The sequence below is a fragment of the Paenibacillus contaminans genome (genome assembly GCF_003285015.1).
GTDB lineage: Bacteria > Bacillota > Bacilli > Paenibacillales > NBRC-103111 > Paenibacillus_V > Paenibacillus_V contaminans.
On sequence record NZ_QMFB01000002.1, the window covers coordinates 304,678 to 320,421 of the forward strand.

The 15,744-nt window shown below is 55.1% G+C and carries 12 protein-coding genes; 4 read left to right on the forward strand and 8 right to left on the reverse strand.

The genetic code is table 11. From position 1 onward, the window contains the following. Positions 1–75: 75 nt before the first annotated feature. Positions 76–1,278 carry an MFS transporter gene (locus DQG23_RS05560; protein ID WP_113029816.1) on the reverse strand — a complete coding sequence of 401 codons (1,203 nt, stop codon included), beginning with the start codon at positions 1,276–1,278 and terminating at the stop codon, positions 76–78. Positions 1,279–1,493: 215 nt separating this feature from the next. Here DQG23_RS05560 and DQG23_RS05565 point away from each other — a divergent pair, with 215 nt between their 5' ends. Beyond that, complete coding sequence (locus DQG23_RS05565) at positions 1,494–2,156, forward strand: hypothetical protein (protein WP_113029817.1); 663 nt, start codon at positions 1,494–1,496, stop codon at positions 2,154–2,156. A 689-nt stretch (positions 2,157–2,845) separates the two neighbouring features. Here DQG23_RS05565 and sdhB read toward each other — a convergent pair. From sdhB to DQG23_RS05580, 3 genes are read right to left on the reverse strand one after another with little or no spacing between them, the layout of a single operon-like run. Then, entirely contained in the window at positions 2,846–3,610 is a 765-nt protein-coding gene (gene sdhB, locus DQG23_RS05570; RefSeq protein WP_113029818.1) for a succinate dehydrogenase iron-sulfur subunit, read from the reverse strand. Positions 3,611–3,612: 2 nt separating this feature from the next. Beyond that, complete coding sequence (gene sdhA, locus DQG23_RS05575) at positions 3,613–5,373, reverse strand: succinate dehydrogenase flavoprotein subunit (RefSeq protein ID WP_113029819.1); 1,761 nt, start codon at positions 5,371–5,373, stop codon at positions 3,613–3,615. Between the two features lie 13 nt (positions 5,374–5,386). Continuing rightward, on the reverse strand, positions 5,387–6,043 hold the full coding sequence (locus tag DQG23_RS05580) for a succinate dehydrogenase cytochrome b558 subunit (protein WP_113029820.1): 657 nt from the start codon (positions 6,041–6,043) through the stop codon (positions 5,387–5,389). 539 nt (positions 6,044–6,582) lie between these two features. Between DQG23_RS05580 and DQG23_RS05585 the strand changes: the two genes are divergently transcribed. Continuing rightward, positions 6,583–7,473: a LysR family transcriptional regulator gene (locus DQG23_RS05585; protein WP_113030025.1), complete on the forward strand. Its 891-nt coding sequence runs from the start codon at positions 6,583–6,585 to the stop codon at positions 7,471–7,473. A gap of 29 nt (positions 7,474–7,502) precedes the next feature. Here the strand turns inward: DQG23_RS05585 and ilvN are convergent, their stop codons facing one another. Together ilvN and ilvB are read right to left on the reverse strand one after the other, a co-directional pair. Next, positions 7,503–7,982 (reverse strand): acetolactate synthase small subunit, encoded by a 480-nt coding sequence (gene ilvN / locus DQG23_RS05590; RefSeq protein ID WP_113029821.1) that lies wholly within the window; start codon positions 7,980–7,982, stop codon positions 7,503–7,505. Positions 7,983–7,985: 3 nt separating this feature from the next. Beyond that, positions 7,986–9,725 carry a biosynthetic-type acetolactate synthase large subunit gene (gene ilvB, locus DQG23_RS05595; protein ID WP_113029822.1) on the reverse strand — a complete coding sequence of 580 codons (1,740 nt, stop codon included), beginning with the start codon at positions 9,723–9,725 and terminating at the stop codon, positions 7,986–7,988. A 125-nt stretch (positions 9,726–9,850) separates the two neighbouring features. Here ilvB and DQG23_RS05600 point away from each other — a divergent pair, with 125 nt between their 5' ends. Next, complete coding sequence (locus DQG23_RS05600) at positions 9,851–11,929, forward strand: LuxR family transcriptional regulator (protein ID WP_113030026.1); 2,079 nt, start codon at positions 9,851–9,853, stop codon at positions 11,927–11,929. 150 nt (positions 11,930–12,079) lie between these two features. On the opposite strand, the gene DQG23_RS05605 is transcribed toward DQG23_RS05600, so the two are convergent. Next, positions 12,080–12,817, reverse strand: a complete 738-nt coding sequence (locus DQG23_RS05605) for a hypothetical protein (RefSeq protein ID WP_113029823.1) — start codon at positions 12,815–12,817, stop codon at positions 12,080–12,082. Positions 12,818–12,998: 181 nt separating this feature from the next. Between DQG23_RS05605 and DQG23_RS05610 the strand changes: the two genes are divergently transcribed. Further along, complete coding sequence (locus tag DQG23_RS05610; protein WP_158560318.1) at positions 12,999–13,646, forward strand: SGNH/GDSL hydrolase family protein; 648 nt, start codon at positions 12,999–13,001, stop codon at positions 13,644–13,646. A gap of 38 nt (positions 13,647–13,684) precedes the next feature. Here the strand turns inward: DQG23_RS05610 and DQG23_RS05615 are convergent, their stop codons facing one another. Next, positions 13,685–15,649 carry a right-handed parallel beta-helix repeat-containing protein gene (locus DQG23_RS05615; RefSeq protein WP_158560319.1) on the reverse strand — a complete coding sequence of 655 codons (1,965 nt, stop codon included), beginning with the start codon at positions 15,647–15,649 and terminating at the stop codon, positions 13,685–13,687. Between the last annotated feature and the right edge of the window lie 95 nt (positions 15,650–15,744).

Consider the following 15,744-nt stretch of genomic DNA (forward strand, 5'->3'; position numbering starts at 1 on the left):
TAACGATTCGAATATCATTTTTTCGATAGACCAAAAAGAGCGGACTTGCGCCCGCTCTCTAGCCGATCTAGTAAACTATACCGATTTTTCCGCAGCCTTCGTACTTGCGGCACCATGAGATTTCACAGTCAGCAGCGTTATCGCCATAATCAGAACGAAAGCCCCCACAACCGCGAAGGGAAGATGCTTATCCGCTTGGTACAGCGTCGTGCTAAGAATCGGTGCGATTACGGCCGATATGCCCTGGACCGATGCCACAAGACCCGCTACGCCTCCTTGCTGCTCGCGGCTGACTGCAAGCGAAGCCCCCGTCATGAAGCCCGGCATCATCAGCCCCGCTCCTACGCCGAACAAGAAAAAAGCCGAGTAAAAGCCGATCAAGCCGATGACGAACAGAAAGAGCATCATGCTTATCATCATAAGCAAAGCTCCGGCCACGATAAGCGCTTTGGGCTGCCATTTCGGCTTTTTCATTTGCAATCCCTGCGTGACGATCATCGCGACCCCGCTAAACATTAAGCCGAACGAAACCATTCGGGCGGTTTCCTTCGTAGTCAAAGACAATTGATCTTGAAAATAAAAGCCGCCGACCACCTGCAAAGTGATAATGCTCAGCATCGTCGCGAGCCCGGCGAACAAATACAATCGGACCCCCTTCTGAAACGGGTTCACCTTCGGAGGTTTTGCCTGAATAATCGGCTTTTGGGCCGGAATCAGCAGGAGCACGACGAAAAATGCGGCGAGCGGCAGCACCGCGCCGATATAAAGCGGCCAAATCAAACCGATGAGCGCGAACGCACCGGCTATCGCAGGGCCAAGCACGAGACCGAGTCCATTCGCGGCGCCGATCAAGGCCATCCCAGCAGAACGCCCTCTTTCATCCGTCACGTCCGCCATATACGCCTGCGCCGACGAAGGAACGGCAGGAATGAACAAGCCGACCGACGCTCGCGCCGCTATGAGCAAAACGACTAACAAACTGCCGCTGACGAGCTGCTTCAATCCCGCATACATCGTCGCTGTAAAAAGGACATAGCTTGCAAACATGCCCAAGAACCCGATCAAAATGACAGGCTTCCTTCCTATTGCATCGCTTCGGCTTCCCCAAACCGGCGCCATCACGGCCATCGCAACGGACCCCAAAGAAATGATCAAGCCCGAGTGGGTTTCGCTCAGCCCGAGCTCGCGAATGAGCGGGGGCATGACCGGAGCGATAATCATCAAACCGACCATCGCGACAAAAACGCTGAAAAAAATGCTGAATCGCAGCCGCGCCATTTGCACATTCTCTCCTTTCGCAACACCCATCTTAAGATGTTTGCTGTCCTAAATGGTAAGAGAAAACGGTGCCGGCGGCCACCTTAACCCGGAGCTTTTATGCGGTGGAACGGATTTTTTTAGCAAGCTTGAAAGGCTGTCACCCCCCTCTCGCTTTCCATATCATACTTATATTGGTATACTGAATTTAACATTTACCGGAAGGAGCGCCTGCCATGAAAAAGCGAACACAGCTGTTGATCGCTATCTTTCTGCTCACCCTAACGGCGGGAATGGCGTGGACCTACCCGAATAACGTGCCTCTGGGTGAGCTTGCGTTTCGGGCTGTCGGATTATCGCCGTGGTCGAAGGACACCTCCGGGTTATATTTTCCCGGCATCTTGTTTACCTTGATCTTTATTGCAGGTTTAGTGCTTATGAACAAAGCCTTGCGGCAGCGCCGTCTGCTGATAACGATTGGCCTCCTGCTTCTCATCCCGATGATTCCGCAAACCGTCGCGTCCGGATATCAATCCGTTTTTGCGGAAGGCATTTACACGCTTGAATTGCGAAACGGCAACAGTTGTACGTATTACGCGGATCAAGGCGAAGTAAGCGGCTCCTGCTCCTTTACGTTCAAAAATTACGGAAATAAGCAAGTAAATTTCAAGGTGTCGGTCAAAGACCTGCCGTCAACCCCTTCTTCGGTTGTGGCCGATCTAGACGTCATCGGCAATCAGCTTCTAACGATCGGCCCGCGGGAACAAAAAACGTTCAGCGTCCCCTTCCAAAGAAAACTTCCTGACAACTACAATGCCGCCTCCGTTTCGGGGAGCATAAACAACTTCAATATTACGGTCAAGGATCGAGAGCAAGTAAGGGATTTGCGGCATCGATAAGGCGGCCAAAAAAAATGGCTTAGGCTCGGGTATAAAAGAAAAACAAGATCACGGAGTTCTGCTCAGCCAGAACTCCGTGATCTTGTTTTCATGTCCGGCGAATCAGCCGATCGCTCGAACGGGGTCTTTTACTGCAAGACCGCCGGATTCCGTGATGATCAGGGATTCCCTATTACTTCCGCGCGTTAAACCGGTCAAATGCGGCCTGGTTAATCTTCGTTGCTTCATCGATTTTCATGTCAGCTTTACGTCGAGTTTTGGCTTTGGATTTCTACCGTAGCCCTGCGGGGTATTCTTATTGGAGGGAAGCCACGACAAGATGCTGAGCGGGAGTAAAGTTATTAATTCCGGAGCAGGCGTCAAGTGACGTCTCGCAACGAGGCGCTCCCATAAACGCAAAAAACTGACCCGTGACGGCGGGAAGTTTCTTTGCGTGGGGTAGGATTCTGTGAGTGTCATCTTGTTAGCGTGCGGAGGAATAAATGGCTTTACGGCGAGTTTTGGCTTTGGATTCCTACCGTAGCCCTGCGGGCAATCTAATAAGAGGAATCCAAAACAAGATGTTTGAGGGGAGTAAAGCTATTTATTCCGGAGCAGGCGTCAAGTGACGTCTCACAGTACTTCCAGCAACGCAAAAAAACTGACCCCGAACGAGCCCGAACGAGGTCAGTTTTTTGCATTTTCCTATATTATACTCCCAGCCACTGCTTAAACAAATGCTTCGTCGTATCGGCGTTCATCGCCGCGATCGACGTAGTAAGCGGAATGCCTTTCGGGCACGAACGCACGCAGTTTTGCGAGTTGCCGCAGCCTTCGATGCCGCCGTCTTCCATAAGCGCTTCGAGGCGCTCATGCTTGTTCATCTCGCCCGTCGGGTGAGTGTTGAACAGACGCACTTGCGAGATTGCTGCAGGTCCGATAAACGACGTTTTGTCGTTTACGTTCGGGCAAGACTCGAGGCAAACGCCGCAAGTCATGCACTTGGAAAGCTCGTATGCCCATTGGCGCTTCGATTCGGCGAGGCGTGGCCCCGGTCCGAGATCGTATGTGCCGTCGATTGGGATCCAGGCTTTGACCTTTTTAAGCGCCGAGAACATGCGTCCGCGGTCGATTACAAGGTCGCGCATAACCGGGAACGTCTTCATCGGCGCAATGCGAAGCGGCTGCTCCAACTGGTCGACCAGCGCGGAGCAAGCTTGGCGAGGCTTGCCGTTGATAACCATGGAGCAAGCGCCGCATACTTCCTCGAGACAGTTCGACTCCCAGCAAACCGGCGTCGTTTTTTGACCGTTCGCCGTCTTCGGATTACGCTGAATTTCCATCAGCGCACTGATGACGTTCATGTTCGGGCGGTACGGAACTTCAAATTCTTCTGTATACGATTTACCGTCCGGGCTGTCTTGGCGGGTTACGATCAAACGAATGGATTTGTTCTGCACGTTCGTCTCTGCCATGCTTAAGCCCCTCCCTTTTTCTTGTCGGCGGAGTAGTCGCGTTTACGCGGCGCAACGAGCGATACGTCGATGTCTTCGTACTCGATGATCGGACGCTCCGGCGTATATTTCGCTTTCGTCGTCTTCATGAAGTTTTCGTCGTCGCGCTCAGGGAACTCCGGCTTGTAGTGCGCGCCGCGGCTTTCGTTACGCATAAGCGCGCCGATCGTCATCGCACGGGAAAGCTCCAGCATGTTCCACAACTGACGCGTGAAAGCGACGCCTTGGTTGTTCCAGCGCGCAGTATCCGTCATGTTGATTTTTTTGTAGCGCTCGCGAAGCTCCTGAAGCTTGTTATCCGTTTCTTCCAGCGTTTTGTTGTAACGTACGACCGTCATGTTGTTCGTCATGATTTCGCCAAGCTCTTTGTGGATGACGTAAGCATTCTCGGTGCCGTCCATTTTGAGCAGGCTTTCGTACTGGTCGGTCCGCTTCTTCTTCTCGGCTTCGAATACCGAAGAGGAAACGTCGGCCGCATGCTTCTTGAGGCCTTTGATGTACTCGATCGCCTTCGGTCCGGCAACCATGCCGCCGTAGATCGCCGAAAGCAGCGAGTTTGCGCCCAGACGGTTTGCGCCGTGGATGGAGTAATCGCATTCGCCGGCAGCGAACAAGCCCGGAACGTTCGTCATTTGGTTGTAGTCGACCCACAGGCCGCCCATCGAATAGTGAACCGCAGGGAAAATTTTCATCGGAATTTTACGCGGGTCGTCGCCCATGAATTTCTCGTAAATTTCGATGATGCCGCCCAGCTTGACGTCGAGCTCCTTCGGATCTTTATGCGACAGGTCGAGATAAACCATGTTCTCGCCGTTGATGCCGAGCTTCTGGTCGACGCAAACGGAGAAAATTTCACGCGTCGCGATATCCCGCGGTACGAGGTTTCCGTAGGCCGGATATTTTTCCTCGAGGAAGTACCAAGGCTTACCGTCCTTGTACGTCCAGATCCGTCCGCCTTCGCCGCGAGCCGATTCGGACATCAAGCGCAGCTTGTCGTCGCCCGGAATCGCCGTTGGGTGAATTTGGATGAACTCCCCGTTGCCGTAGTATACGCCTTGCTGGTAAACCGCGCTTGCCGCCGTTCCCGTGTTGATGACCGAGTTGGTCGTTTTGCCGAAAATGATCCCCGGCCCGCCGCTCGCCATAATCGTAGCGTCGGCAACGAACGTCGTCACTTCCATGCTGCGCAGATCCTGCGCGCTAATACCGCGGCAAATGCCCTCATCGTCGATGACCGCGGACAGGAACTCCCAGTGCTCGTATTTCGTTACGAGTCCTGCAGCTTCCCAGCGGCGAACTTGCTCGTCCAGCGCGTACAAAAGCTGCTGGCCGGTCGTTGCGCCCGCAAACGCCGTACGGTGATACTGCGTACCCCCGAAACGGCGGAAATCGAGAAGTCCTTCCGGCGTACGGCTGAACATAACGCCCATCCGGTCCATCAAGTGAATGATGCCCGGCGCCGCTTCGCACATCGCTTTTACCGGCGGTTGGTTCGCAAGGAAGTCTCCGCCGTAAACCGTATCGTCAAAGTGCTCCCAAGGCGAGTCGCCCTCGCCCTTCGTATTAACCGCACCGTTAATTCCACCCTGTGCGCACACGGAGTGAGAACGTTTAACCGGTACTAAGGAAAATAAGTCTACATGTACGCCCGCTTCGGCGGCCTTGATGGTTGCCATCAACCCGGCCAAACCTCCGCCGACTACTATTACCTTTGCATTAGCCATTCGTTGTCACCCCTTATGCATTTTTCAACACTGACGTATCTTGGAACTCCGCACCGCCGAACGCAGTCAGCGACAGAATAAACATGATCGCCATCACGACAAATACGCCCATCCAGATAATGGAGGAGACGCGTTGCGCGCGAGGTCCGATCGTGATTCCCCAGCTTACGAGGAACGACCACATGCCGTTGGCAAAGTGGAAAGATGCGCAAATGACGCCGACTACATAAAACGCGAACGCCCATGGCGACATAACGATACCGTGCATGACTACGCCAAGCTCATCGTGCGTCGTGTTGCCGATCGCCACTTGGAAGCGCGTTTCAAAGAAGTGCCACGCCACGAAAATAAGCGTGATAACCCCAGTTACCCGCTGCAGCATGAACATCACGTTACGGAAGTACCCGTAGTTGCTCACATTGTTGCGAGCCGTGTAGGCGACATACAGACCGTAAACGCCGTGGTACAGAAGCGGCAGCCAAATCCCGACGATCTCCAGCAGAAGAACGAGTGGCAGACTATTGAGCCAGCGCACGTTGTCGATAAATCCTGCATGCCCTTCCTTAAATGCCGCGTAGTTCGTCAGCAAGTGCTCCACTAGAAAGAAGCCGACTGGAATTACGCCAAGCAAAGAATGAATCTTGCGGAAGTAATACGAATTTCCGGTCATCTTAGGCAGTTCCTCCCTCATAAAATATGAACCTTTTTTGAACAAATCACTAATCATTGTACCCCTGGCACACCGCAGCGTCAACAAATTCCGACACGAAAAAAGTACGAATTCGGGCCGTTATCCGATTACTTATCCGGAATAAAGTCAACGATGGTCAAATCGGAGCTTCTTCATTATCGGCATCCTTCGAATCCTTCAAGGATAAACGGCTTCGACATCCTAAACGCTTTCGAAGAAAGCGACTTCGTAAGCATAAGCCGGGATGTGCGCGTTTACCAATAGCCGTGCCGCCTTCATTCCGATCCTCTGCGGATTGCGACGGCAGTTCTCTAACTCCTATTTTTCCATGAAACGGCATGCTTTTATACCCGATACAACAGAAATGTGAACGTTCCGTGACTGCTATTATGTTACTACCGTTTCGCTTATAATGGAATTGCCGATCTTTTATATATCGTTATAACTTTTATGCATATGCGCGAATTTTTGAAACCGCTCTAAAACCGTTCATAAAGGAGTGTCTTGCCGTGACGGATATGGACATTTTCGCCGCTGTCGTGGAGCAGCAAAGCCTGAATCGCGCTTCCGCCATCCTCAATCTTTCGCAGCCTGCGTTGTCCCGTAAAATCATCGGACTGGAGAATACGCTGGGCGTCGAACTGTTTCACCGCAAAGGCAAAAGGCTCGAGCTGACGCGCGCGGGCCAAATCTGCTACGAATATGCGCTGAAAATGCGGAAAATCAACCTCGACATGATTCAAGCGCTGAGTCCGTTCGCCTCCGGGAACATCCCGCCCTCGATCACGATCGGCGCGAGCCTGACGACGCTGCAATCGACCCTGCCGGAGCTGATCACGCTGTTTACGAAAGACTATCCGCAGACGGACATTCTCGCATTGACGGGAAAGACGCATGAAATCGTCCTGATGGTCAAAGAGAAAAAAGTGGATCTCGGTCTGGTCGCATCCGTTATCGACCATCCGGGTATCCACTGCGTGCCTTTGTTCGACGATCATCTGTGCTTGGTTTTTCCGCCGGGCCATCCTTTCCTCGACCGATCCGAAGTGCGCATGAGCGACATGAACGAGCTGCCGATGATTTTATTTTCCAAAGGCACATGGTATCGCATCCTGACCGACGATCTGTTTCATCGTTATGCCGTTTTTCCGAACGTCCGCATGGAGATCGACTCGTTCGAGGCGATCATTCGTCTGGTGCCTTCCTGCAACGTCGCCACACTGCTGCCGATGTCGTATTTGCGCAGCAGCTTGCTCGAAACCGGCGATCTGCACATTCGCAACATTCCGGAGCTCCTGCAAACCAAACGGACGACTTCGCTCATTTATACGGAGGACGCTACCGGACAAGCTTCGATCAATCCTTTTATATGGAAGGCGAAGGATTATTTCATCCGGGAAGGCGAGTAAACTCCCGTCTCTCCGCTTGAACGCTCTGTTCACTCTCCCCGGTTCATTGCGGTTTCTCCGGTACGGGTAATCTCCAAAATGCCGTAAGGTCTAAGCAGCTGGAGCAGCGCATCGTTCTTGTCCGTATCGCCGCTGACTTGGATGACGACTGAGCGCAGCCCGACATCAACGACGGAGCAGCGGAACGCCTCGATCATCCCGAAAATTTCGGGGCGCGCCGCCGGCTCCGCGCGCAGCTTCACCAGCATCAGCTCCCGTGCGACCATGCGCCGCCGCTCAAGCGGCTCAGCGCTAATGACATCGATCAGCTTGCGGAGCTGCTTGCACATCTGCTCGAGCATTCGTTCCTCCCCATCCAAAACTATGATCATTCTGGACATTCCCTCTTGCTCGGAAGCGCCTACCGTCAAGCTTTCCATGTTGCAGCCCCGTCTCGCGAACAAGCCGGAAACGCGCTGCAGGACACCCGGTTTATCGCTTGCCAGAACGGAAATCGTATGCTTCGCCATCGTCTAAACCTCCCCCAGCAGCATATCGCTCAGCGCCATCCCTTGCGGGACCATCGGATAAACCAACTCGTGCTGCGAGACGACAAAATCGATCAGCACCGGCCCCGGCGTCCGTAACGCTTCCTGCCACGCCTCCTCCGCTTCCCGCTTCGTCTGCGCCCTTAACGCCTTCACGCCGTAGGCCTCCGCCAGCTTTACGAAATCGGGGCTGCCGGACAAGTCGATATGGCTGAATCGGCCATCGTAAATAAGCTCTTGCCACTGCTTGATCATGCCAAGCGTCCGGTTGTTGATAACGGCGATTTTGACCGGAATGCGGCGAATCGCGCAAATCGCCAGCTCTTGAGCGCACATTTGCATGCCGCCGTCGCCGTTGATCGAAATGACCAGGCTGTCCGGATTGCCGATCTGCGCGCCGATCGCAGCGGGGAAGCCGAAGCCCATCGTACCGAGTCCGCCGGAAGTGATCAGCGAACGCGGCTTGCCAAAGCGGAAAAACTGCGCCGTCCACATTTGATGCTGCCCGACGTCCGTCGTCACGAACGCTTCGCCGTTTGTCGTCCTGGACATCATTTCGATTACGTACTGCGGCTTCAGCTCGTCCTCGGCATCTTTATATTGAAGCGGAAATTGCGCATCGGCCTGCTTAAGCCGATCGAGCCATTCGGCTCGCTTCTCCGAAGTTGGCGCGGCAATGGCGTTCAGCCTCTGCAGCACCTGCTTAGCGTCGCCCGTCACCGGCAAGGCTGTCGGTACCAGCTTGCCGATTTCCGCCGCGTCGATGTCGATATGGGCGATGACCGCCTGCCGCGCGAATCCGTCGAGCTTCATCGTAACGCGATCGTCGAACCGAGCTCCGACCGAAAGGAGCAGATCGCACTGCAGCAGCGCCTGATTAGCGGCATACGATCCGTGCATCCCCGGCATGCCGAACCACAGCTCGTGGCCGCTGGGAAAACCGCCGAGCCCGAGCAGCGTCGTAACGACGGGGATCCCTTGCCGTTCCGCGAACCGGCACAGCTCTGCCGAAGCGTCCGCTTGCACGACGCCGCCGCCCGCCAGCAGCAGCGGCCTCTCCGCCGCCTCAAGCGCCGCCGCGAGCGCGTCCAGCTCCGACTGGTCGATTAACGGATAAGGCTCATAGCCTTTTACCGCTACATGTTCCGGATAAACGAAATCGGCAGGCTCCGCCGAAACGTCCTTCGGAATATCGACGAGCACAGGCCCCTTTCTTCCCGTTCCGGCTATGTAGAACGCCTCCCTCAACGTTCTCGCCAAATCTTCGGCGCGCCGCACGACGCTGCTGTGTTTCGTAATCGGCTGCGTAATGCCGACGATGTCCGCCTCCTGGAACGAGTCGGTGCCGATCAGCGTTGTCGCCACATTGCCGGTAATGACGACGAGCGGAACCGAATCCATATACGCCGTGGCGATGCCGGTAACGAGATTCGTCGCGCCCGGCCCCGACGTAGCGATGCAAACGCCCGTTTTGCCGGTCGAGCGGGCGTAGCCGTCCGCCGCATGGATCGCCCCTTGCTCATGTCTCGTCAAGACATGGCGGAACTTATCGTTTCCGTGCATGGCGTCGTAAATATAGAGAACGGCGCCGCCGGGATAACCGAAGACGCATTCCACGCCTTCGAGCAGGAGCGTTCGCAGCAATATGTCCGAGCCCGATATGCGGTCCGGCTTTTTCAATTCCAAAACATCCTGATCAAAGGCGCCTTTGTCCGTATCATTCATACTTGTTCCCTCCATTCGCTAGCCTCATCGCTAACGTACCATGCTCGCAAGAAGGAGACACTACCCATCCGTTTACTTTGGTAGTATACTTTTGGATAAAAATTGAAGGCGATGAGGTGGAAACGATGGTCCCGCACGATCCCTCAGCCGGCGCATCGCCGGATAGGCTGGAACAAATTATCGACAGGCTCTCCGATTCCGGCTTTGTCGGGAGAGCTTTCGAGCTGCAAGCTTTTGATGCCTTGCTTTCGCATGCATCCGAACGGCACGAACGGATTCTTAACCTGTACGGAACGGGCGGCATGGGCAAAACGTTTCTGCTGGAGCAATTTCGGAAGCGCTCGGCGCAAACAGGCGCCTTGTTTCTGCTTGTCGACGTTCGCGATTGCGGACATACGATCGAAACCGTCGTCGCGCCGATCGCCGAACGGCTCGGTCTTCTTAGCGCAACCGATAGCGCTCCTCTTCACGTCCGCTGCATTGAAGCGATCAATCTGGCAGCCTTGGGGCAGCGCGTCGTCATCGCTTTTGACCATTATGAAGAAATAGGCGGCATCGACCAGTGGCTGAGGGAAGCTTTTATCCCAAAGCTGCATGCGGGGGTGCTGCTTGTTATTGCCGGCCGCTTTCCGCTGGAAGGGCCTTGGCGCATCTCACCGTCCTGGCGCAAACTGATCGTTTCTCTCCCGTTAACCGAGCTCAGTTATGAGGAATCGCGAGTTTATTTGCAGCGCGAAGGGTTCGACGCCGAGAACGCCATAGACGCCATTTGGGTAAAAACATGGGGACATCCGCTATCGCTTTCCTTATACGCCTCCGCTTGGGAGAACGGCGCGGGGGTCCGTTCGGCAATGGCGGCTAACGCGGGCCGGGAGCTTCCGGAGTTCGAGGCTTTGCTTGCGGAGTGGCTGCGGGAAGCGCCTGACGACGAGCTGCGCGATTTACTTCTGACCGCCTCGATTCCCCGTTCGTTTAATCAGGAAACGCTCGCTTCGCTTTCCGGAGAAGCTTTAGCCGGTACGCTGTTCGAGCGGCTGACCCGGCTTTCCTTCGTCGGCCGCAGCGCCAGAGGCTGGCATCTGCACGAACGGATCCGGGAATCGCTCCGCGAATCGTTCCGGCGCCGCAAGCCGGAAGCTTTCGCCCGTCTGAACCGGAAAGCCGCCGAAGACCTTTATGCCGCAATCGTCAAGTTGCTTGCAAAGAAAGAGGACGTCTCCTGGGAAATTGCAGAGCTGCTGCGCCATGCCAAAAGCCCGATTTTACGCGCCCATTTCCGGCATGCCAGACATTCGTACAATTATTTGGAAGCCGTAACTCCGCAAAATGCGCACGAAGCACAAGCATATTTGCTCAGGAGACAAAAACAAGCGAGCAAATGGACCATACGCTGCTCCGACGCGGAGACGGGTTCGCTCTTTCGTTATTCGCTCAGCGCGGAGGAAAGCTTATACCGGCTCGCAGGCTTGCGGCAGATCGAGGAGCTGGCCGCGCTGGATGCCGGCGCTTTGAAGCTGCTTCGAAGCCGCGAGGGAGAAGTCGCGGGGCTTTCCGCTATCGTGCCGATCCATGAGGGGACGATTGGCTTTTTGAGCCGTTCGCCCTTGTCCGCCGCTTATTTCCGCAGCCTTGCCGCCAAGCAATTGCAATCGCTAAACGTCGCGCCGGGAGGGCAGGCCGGCTCTTTCATTTTGGCTATCGATGTCGAGAATTTGGAGAACGAAGAGCTGCGATCGGATATCGTGCATCTGATGCTCGGGCAAATGTTATCCGGCCAGCTTCTTCTCGCCTCTCCTCCTCCGCTCGATTATTACAAGGACGCTCATGCGGGCTACGGCTTCGAGCCCGTTCCGGGCGTTTTTCACCGGGATTACGACGGGATTACGCCGACACCGACGTACGTTCTGGATACGAGGAAGGAAAAGCTGCATGCGTTCGTAGCGAAAATGATCGGCGCGCCCGAGTCCGCCGGACAAACGGATAAGCCGCAGGTGCCTGCATGGCTCCCCGACCTGACGCCTCGCGAAAAGGAGGCCGCCGCCCTGCTCGTCCGCGGCCATACGAACAAAGAAATAGCGGCCGCGCTGTTTATAAGCGAAGCCGCCGTCAAGAAGCATGTCAACGCCATCCTGCTCAAATATGGCGTCAAAAACCGGACGCAGCTCGCGAACGCCGTCATCGGCCATACCGCCCCGCCGCGCTGATGCTTTTACGTACCGCACGGTGCTTCCCGGACGCGATGCCCGTTCACACGAAGGATGTTAAACCTTATGCTCCGCAATTGCTTTTCAGCGAGTTTTTGTAACGAACATGATTCGCTTTTCCGGAGCCCCGTTCGTCATCCTATTCCGTGTTCAATTGATATTGAACACCGATACGAAAACCGCACCGAGCAGCACGAACACCGCGCAAGGTATCGTTACGAACCATCTTTTATACCCTAGTGCATACAGCTCCAGAAGTCCGACAGCGGGTCCGAACAGAAACAGCGGCCATAATTGCCCGTACGGAACGCCCATCAGCGAATTCGTCAGAAAGAGGATGCCGTACAGCAGCAGCGCGCCGCCCGGGATGAGCAGCAGCCTTCCCGGCAGCGAATCCGACAAGCCGCCCAAATGCATGCACAGCGCAAGCAGCAGCGGAAAAACCGGCCACCATTCCGAAGCCGGAAAGACGGCGGAGCCGGCATTTGCACCGGTAAAAATCAATCCTGTTACGGCCGCCAGAACAGCCGGAACAAGCACGAAACGCGAGCGGCCGCCGAATACGTACCACTGGAAAAATCCGAGCGCCGGACCGAGCAGAAATACGGGCCACAGCCTTTCGATGTGCTCCCAGCCGTTCACGTCGAGCCAGCGAATCAGGAACGCGTAAACGAGCAAAACCCCCGCGGGAAACATCGAAGCGGCGCTTGCGGCGGTTCGCTTCAGCAAATAGCGGCCGTACAAATAAATCGCCGCGGCAAGCATCGCAATGCGCCACAACGCTTCGATTTTTTCGACTGTCGAGCTGTCGCCGAGGAGGACGCCCAGATCGAATAAATCGAATAAACCGAGCAAATCGTCAATCCCGTTCATCAACCATGCGTGCATGATCGCTACTCTCCTTTTTAACCCGATAATGAATGATATTCCATTAGACGGTAAGAGTGCGGAGCTCCCCTTCAAGCAGCACGAAATAAATCCTACCAATATTCTTGTATATGGTTGGTTTCGTGCATTGTATAATGAGAGAAATAAGTCTCGATTATGAAATAAAGGATAGGTGGAACCTTTGAATCGACAATCTGAAACAGTGACAAACAGAGCTGCGACGTTGTTCCTGCTGGGAGACAGCATCTCTTTGCAGTATTCTCCGTATCTTAGGAAGATGCTTGGCGGGAAGTATCGTCTGGTGCAAAAGGAAAACCCGGATGAAGCAATGAGGAATTTGGACAATCCCACTGGAGGCAACGGCGGCGACAGCCGGATGGTGCTGGATTATCTTTTGCAGCGGGAAGCAGCCGGCGTAATGAATGAGGATGCTTTAATCCTGAATTGCGGCTTGCATGATATTAAGCGAAAGTCGGATACGAGAAATCTTCAAGTTTCTCCTGTCGACTATGAGAGCAATCTAAAACAAATATTGGCATTGATAGCCCGGTGCAACATTCCCTTTTTGTGGATTCGCACTACCCCCGTCGAGGACGAGCGGCATAACCGCCTGAGCAGCGAATTTCACCGGTACAATCAAGATGTGGAAATATACAATGGAATAGCCGATCGGCTGATGCTTGAAGCAGGCGTTCCGATATTGGACCTTAACGGTTTTACCCGGAGTCTGGGAGACGGTGTTTACTGCGACCACGTTCATTACACAGAGGCTGCCCGGGCGCAGCAGGCCGCATATATCGCGGGTTTCTTGGCTAGTTATATGAAATAACCCCCATCCCCACTTTACAGTGGAAATGGAGGTTCTTTTCACGAAAACCAGCTGCCTACAACGGCTGCAATCGCCCATTGGCCGTCCGCTCTGCCGGCAAGCGTAATCGAATCGCCCTTGTTCGCGGAACGGACATCGGCACCGCTGCCGGCCGGCTTCAAGATTCCACCGCCCGGCGACGGTACGAGCTCGACGGCATGCGCCGCCTCGATGCCGAACGTGAACGTTCGGCCGGTTTTCGCCTCGGGAAGCGTAAGCGTAATGCCGCCGGAAGCTCCCGCATTATGAATCCTATGGCCGATCTTGTTCAAGCTGACGGCTCCCGACGCTGTAACCGCCAACTCCGGCTGAATCGGATGAAAAACGTGCAGCGCTTCCGTAACGGGATCGACATGGTATAAGCTTTGCGTTCCGCCCCTTGCGCTGCAGTCGGTCAGCTTCACCCCGCGAATCGCCTCGTTTTTGTTTTTCTTGGCCGCAAAGCCGCGGACGATCAGCGGCGCAGTCCGCTCGTCGACCGACTCGCAGCCGATAAACTCCACGTTGCCGATCGCAATCCTCGGCTGCTGCGGAACGGTCGTCACGATGAACGAGGCTCCGAAGCCGTAAGGATCGTCCGGCATGTTGACCGTATTGCAGTTGACCGCCCGGCAGCGGACGAAGGTCGTCTTTACGCTATCCGCCGAATTCGACAGCACCGAAAATCCGGCATACTGCTCGTTTTCCGCCGTGCAGCCGATCAACGTCACCTCGCCCTTGACCGCATTTGCGCCATCGCCGCCGTAATTGACGGAATAGCCGAACGAATTGCCTTTGGTCCTGCAGTTTTCGAACGTGATGTCAACCCGCTCGCTCGCTGCGGTCAGCTTCAGCAGCGTAACCAAAAAACCGCGCCCCACATTGCCTTCCGCGCTGCAGCCGACGAAGCGGATGTTTTTCAGCCGTTCCAGGGCGCTGTTCGGTTCGATATCGACACCGCTTTTAGGCGCAGTGCCGTCCGTCCGGTCGAAGCGGCAGTTTTCGACGAGCAGACCGTCAACGGTGATGACCGACAATCCTTGCCTCCGGTTGTTGTAAGCCCGGCATTCGCGCAGGATGATGTTCTTGGAATACTGACTGGCCTCGTACGCCCCCACATAAAAGCCGTCCCCGCCGCTGTCGTTGGCGTTGATCCGCTCGATGAGCACGTTCGACGAGCCGCTTATATCGAAAATATGCGCCTGCTCGCCCGAATTGTACGCGGCCTTGTTCATTTGCAGCGTAGCGCCGTTGCCGGCGATAAACACGTTGATCGCGTTCTTGATGCGGATCATCCGTTCATAAGGCGCTTGTCGGCTGAGCGTATCGACCGCCTGCACGACCGTGCCCGGCTCGAATTCCATAACCGTATCGCTCCGTATGTACAGCTGCCCGGTCAAATAAAAGCCGCTGCGCTGCCTCGGGATAAGCAGCTTTCCGCCCGCTGCCGCATCCAGCGCGCGTTGAAGCGCCGCCGTATCGACCGTCGTGCCGTCGCCCGCAGCCCCGAACCAGGTTGCGATCAGCGTCCCGTCATGCACCCGCTTCAACCGTTTGCCGTCGGATGCGACCAGCACCGTACCCGTATTGTCGGGAGATGCCGTGTCATTTTCGTCGCACAGAAAGAAGCCTTCCTTCCCCGCATCCGTTACATAATAAGCCGCGTCCGGCCGTATCCCGCTCATTTGCCGCAGCTTCTCCACAGTGACTGCATAACACAGCTCGATATTCCGTAAATCTTTCCATTTGAGCTTGTCGGCAATGTCCTCCTGTTTCCCGTAAACGCTCCCCGTTACACCTAAATCCTCGCCGTAGGCCACCCCCGACGACCGGCCGGACAACAGCCCATCCGCCGCAAGCACCGCTCCCGCCGCGCCAAGCGCGGTTAGGAGCTTTCTTCTCGTCATTTGCTTCGCGCCCGCAACATTATTTTCCGTTTCCCCCAAGCTGTCAGTCGAACTGCCGTTAATCGGTTTTTCAGCCATTTCGATATCCCTCCGTACGATCGTTATCATTCGAATACTAGAACTAGAACGTCAACGCACAAAATGAATGGTCATGCGGAATCGAAAGCTCCCTC